At 37.5% G+C, this 4734-nt stretch carries 4 protein-coding genes and 1 pseudogene; 3 read left to right on the top strand and 2 right to left on the bottom strand.

Going from position 1 to position 4734, the window contains the following annotated elements; genetic code table 11:
* Positions 1–375: pseudogene (locus tag BMSHG_RS28395) on the bottom strand (DDE-type integrase/transposase/recombinase); the annotation flags it as partial.
* 144 nt (positions 376–519) lie between these two features.
* Here BMSHG_RS28395 and BMSHG_RS25740 point away from each other — a divergent pair.
* Positions 520–1413, top strand: a complete 894-nt coding sequence (locus tag BMSHG_RS25740) for a vWA domain-containing protein (RefSeq protein WP_262362251.1) — start codon at positions 520–522, stop codon at positions 1411–1413.
* Between the two features lie 58 nt (positions 1414–1471).
* Here the strand turns inward: BMSHG_RS25740 and BMSHG_RS05155 are convergent, their stop codons facing one another.
* Positions 1472–1675, bottom strand: coding sequence for an alpha/beta-type small acid-soluble spore protein (locus BMSHG_RS05155; RefSeq protein ID WP_019153377.1), 204 nt, complete (start codon positions 1673–1675; stop codon positions 1472–1474).
* Between the two features lie 255 nt (positions 1676–1930).
* Between BMSHG_RS05155 and BMSHG_RS05150 the strand changes: the two genes are divergently transcribed.
* Together BMSHG_RS05150 and BMSHG_RS05145 are read left to right on the top strand one after the other, a co-directional pair.
* Positions 1931–2800, top strand: coding sequence for a Cof-type HAD-IIB family hydrolase (locus BMSHG_RS05150; RefSeq protein ID WP_019153376.1), 870 nt, complete (start codon positions 1931–1933; stop codon positions 2798–2800).
* Between the two features lie 160 nt (positions 2801–2960).
* Positions 2961–4496, top strand: coding sequence for a coproporphyrinogen III oxidase (locus tag BMSHG_RS05145; RefSeq protein ID WP_392397240.1), 1536 nt, complete (start codon positions 2961–2963; stop codon positions 4494–4496).
* Positions 4497–4734 lie beyond the last annotated feature (238 nt).

Here is a 4734-nt window from a genome sequence, read left to right as displayed (position 1 = left end):
ACACTCACACACCTTACATTGATATTGTCCTTTATCTCCGTTATTGGCATAAAGATAGTCCGACGGTGCACCACACTGTGGACAAATCATGGATTTAGGAACAGATACTTTTGCATTCTTTCGCCTTTGAACAGGCTTAAGGGGTTTCCCATTTTTCTCTAAGTATTCACTGAGAAGGACTTGATAATCAAGCTTTTCTGGCACTTCAATGATTGGAAGATCATCTACCTGGAGTTTTTGATAAGGTTTATTCACCGGCTGTTCTATTGGCTTATCAAACATACTTTTACCGATTAATAGGGTAAGTAATGTTCGAATTAATTGTTCTTGAAAGTTTATAAAAGATAATAAATAGGTTATAATTTGAGGGTACAAATTGTCACTTCCTTTATTTAGGATTCTAGTGTCGTGTGGTAACCTCACTATTACCTAAATTTCAGGGGGTGGCAATTTTTTTGCTTATAAAGCCCTCCAACAAGGTATTTTATAGCCTATTTCTTATAAAAGTTTTGACAATACGTGTTAATCGATGGCAGTGGAAGTATGAAAGCGGAAGTTACTGGTGGCAATAAAATGGCACTGGCAAAGGAGACAATCGGCAAGTTTGTCGAGGAGATTGATAAAGATGTGGATGTTTCCCTTATCGTATATGGCCATATTGGGACTGGTAATGACGCTGATAAGCAATTGTCGTGTTCAAGTATTGAGTCGGTTTATCCACTCCAATCCTATGACACAGCCGCATTTGAAAAAGCGCTAAACTCTTTTCAAGCGAGTGGTTGGACTCCTTTAGCTGGAGCAATTGACAAGGCGGGAGAAATTCTCCAAGGCTATAATAGCAATGATTATGAGAATATTGTTTATATTGTCAGTGATGGGATTGAAACATGTGATGGGGACCCAATTGCGGCAGCGAAAAAGCTACAAGAAAACAATATAAAGGCGAAAGTTAACATTATTGGCTTTGATGTGGATGATGATGGGCAAAAACAATTACAGGAAGTAGCCGATGCAGGTGATGGAATTTACGCAACGGTTCGTGATAAAAGTGAGCTTGAAACAGAAGTGTTAAAGAAATGGCGTCCAACATTAGGTCAAATTGTCTGGACCCAAGGAGTTACGTTAAACGATACAGTAGATGCAATGCAAAGAATGAATAATATCTATAACCCACTTTATTATGCATCAGACCGTGAGAAGGGCCGTATTAAAAATGCTATTTACTTTTTAAGTGACAAAGAGCTGATTAGTCATGAGGCAAAGAGCTATGTTCTTGATATGGCAGATCAAATGAGTGCGATAAGAGAAAGCCATTTTAAAGAAATAAAAGAAAAGAAAGATGAAGAAACGTGGGCAGCAAGTGAAGAAATCAATGCAAAAGTAGAAGAATGGAAAAAAAGCTGGCAAGAGTGAATCGTGTAAAAGAGGCGCATGAATGTTCATGCGCCCTTTATATGCTACCAAAAATCAATTAAAACTTACTGCCACCAAGCTGTTGCTCAGCCATTTGTACAAGACGCTTTGTAATTTCTCCACCAACTGAACCATTTGCTCTTGAAGATGTTTCTGGGCCAAGATTTACGCCAAATTCTGATGCAATTTCAAATTTCATTTGATCAATTGCTTGTTGTACTCCTGATACTAGAAGCTGGTTTGAACTGTTGTTTCTTGCCATGTAAATCATCTCCTTGGTGTATTTGTTTTTTGTGCTACATTTCTAGTTATGTATCAAATGAAATTAATTATTCATAGATGAAACGTGGTAATTTTTTCATGTTTAAAAAGATGAAAAATTCTAGAGTGGACGGCAAATGTTCTTCTTGCTTGTTCTATTTTGACGCCCTTTTTCATAAAAGTGTATTAGGCAACATTTTCGTAGCCATTTACGAAAGTGACGGCAAGGACATCTAAGAACAGGGGGGGCACTCACGTGATATATAGGCTGTTAGCTTTGAATATTGATGGCACACTTTTGCAATCAAATGGAAGACTACATAAATCAACAAGGGAAGCGGTTGATTATGTAAGAGATAAGGGAATTTACGTAACATTGGTCACTTCAAGAAGCTTTCAATCAGCAAAAAAAGTAGCGAAGGCATTAAAGTTAGAAGATTCAGTTCTTGTCACTCATCGTGGAGGGTATGTGGCAAAGGAATTAGAGAAACCCGTTTTAGAAAAAAGAATTTCAGAGGATGTTACATTTGAAATTGTGAGACTTCTTGAAGGATTTCAATGTCAAATAAGACTCGTCCATGAAAAATATTCTTTGGCTAATAAACTAAAAATAAATAATAATCTTCTCGCAAAGACGGTCGTAAATTCAGGAGATCCACTTCATTATCCACATCAATTTGTCGACTCGATAAGCGATACAATTATCGATGAACCAATCTCACCACCGAAAATAGAAATATATTTTGAAGAAAAAAATGATCTTGCTGATACTGAGAAAGCGATAAAAGGAATGTTTAATGAAGTTGATATGATAAAACTGAATGATTATCGGATGGAAATTGTTCCACGAGGTGTATCAAAACTGACTGGATTGTTATATTTAGGTCAACAATTAGGGATCAAACGTAATGAGATGGTTGCGATCGGAGACGGGATCGATGATCTTGAAATGATAGAAGCAGTAGGACTTGGTGTTGCGATGTGGAATGCACCTGTTGAAGTAAAGAAAGCAGCTGATTGGATTACCCGTTCTAATAATCAACAAGGGGTCGGCTATATGGTGAAGGAGCACTTCCGCAAACAACAGCCGATTGAATTTTTACGTAAGATGAATATCATTCGATAAATTCTCTTGAAAATGGATTGCTAATGATGCAGTCCATTTTCTTTTGTGAAGGCTCCTTTCACTTTTAGTGCATAATGAAGTAATTGGAAAATAGCGCTTTATGAAGAACCTTCCAATTGACCTCGATTGCTCGATTCTGTACACTAAAAGTAATTTTGTCATGCGAAAGAACAAGGAGAGAGAAACTTTGCATATTCACATAAATGGCCTAAACGATGAACGATTTGCAAGGCCGCTTCAGTTAATTGCCAATCTATTTTTTGAAGAAACGACTATATCTCTTGAGGAAGAAGCAGGGGAACCCCATATTTTCATTGATTTTAATTTGAAGGTTGGGGGGGAAGTAGAAGTTCAAGCTACCCTTAAGCAAAATGATCAAAACTTTAAAGCTTTTTATAAAAAAGAGATTCCTGATGGTCTTTCCGAAAAAGAACAATTTAAGGTTATTAAAAATGCAGTAGCCCATGTGTATTTATCTGTATTACAAGACGCCACAAAAATGGTGCAAAAGTGGGGAATCCTTACAGGGATACGCCCGACGAAATTATTGCATAAAGCTCTTCAGCAAGGAATGTCGAGAGAGGAAGCTCATCAAAAACTAAAGTCCGAGTATTTAATCACCGATGAAAAAATTGAACTGATGCAGGCGATTGTTAATCGCCAATTAGCTGTAGTTCCAGATTTGTATGAATTGCAAAAAGAAGTCAGTATTTATATCGGCATTCCGTTTTGCCCAACGAAATGTGCCTACTGTACCTTCCCGGCTTATGCGATAAATGGAAGACAAGGATCCGTTCATTCTTTTCTCGGTGGTCTCCATTTTGAAATGAGAAAAATCGGTGAATGGTTGCAGGAAAACAATGTTAAAATTACGACTGTTTATTATGGTGGAGGAACTCCAACGAGTATTACTGCTGAAGAAATGGATATGCTCTATGAGGAAATGTACACTTCATTTCCAGACGTAGAAAATATTCGTGAAATAACGGTAGAGGCAGGAAGGCCAGATACGATTACTCCAGAAAAGATGGAAGTTCTGAAAAAGTGGAAAATTGATCGCATTAGTGTCAATCCTCAATCGTATACGCAAGAAACCTTAAAGGCGATCGGGCGTCACCACACAGTAGAGGAAACGATTGATAAATTCCATCTTGCGCGGCAAATGGGGATGAATAATATTAATATGGATTTGATTATTGGCCTACCTGGTGAAGGGGTTTCTGAATTTCAACATTCCCTTGATGAAACGAAGAAACTGATGCCAGAGTCCTTAACCATTCATACTTTATCCTTTAAACGAGCTTCTGAAATGACGAGAAATAAATCGCGCTATAAAGTAGCAAGTAGAGAAGAAATCGTTGAGATGATGGATCTAGGAGAGAAGTGGACGAAGGAGCATGGCTATTCACCGTATTATTTATACAGACAAAAAAACATTTTAGGTAATCTAGAAAATGTCGGTTACTCTTTGCCAAATCAAGAAAGCATCTATAACATCATGATTATGGAAGAACAACAAACGATTATTGGACTCGGTTGTGGAGCGGCAAGCAAATTTATTGATACGGATGGGAAAATCAACCATTTTTCTAACCCGAAAGACCCGAAAACCTACAACGACAGCTTTGAAGAATACACAAACAAAAAGATCGAGATTTTGAATAAGATATTTAAGAACAAGACTGTGAGTAAATAATCAAGAAAGAGCTGCCATCAAACTCGAGAAAGAAAGAGTTTAGTTGGCAGTTTTTTTATACATTGATGGATTTTAGAGGGATGTTTGAGGCATGGAAGGTTGATGAAACAAAGATTGTGCGGTTTTGCGAGGGAAGTATGTCACATGAAGGGTTCATGAAACAAAGGTTGAGCCGTTTTGTTGGGGAAGTATGTCACATGAAGGGTTCATGAAACAAAGATTGAGCCGTTTTGTTGGG

This window comes from Robertmurraya massiliosenegalensis JC6 (genome assembly GCF_000311725.1).
Taxonomy (GTDB): Bacteria; Bacillota; Bacilli; order Bacillales; family Cytobacillaceae; genus Robertmurraya; species Robertmurraya massiliosenegalensis.
This window is presented reverse-complemented; position numbering and strand designations above follow the sequence as displayed.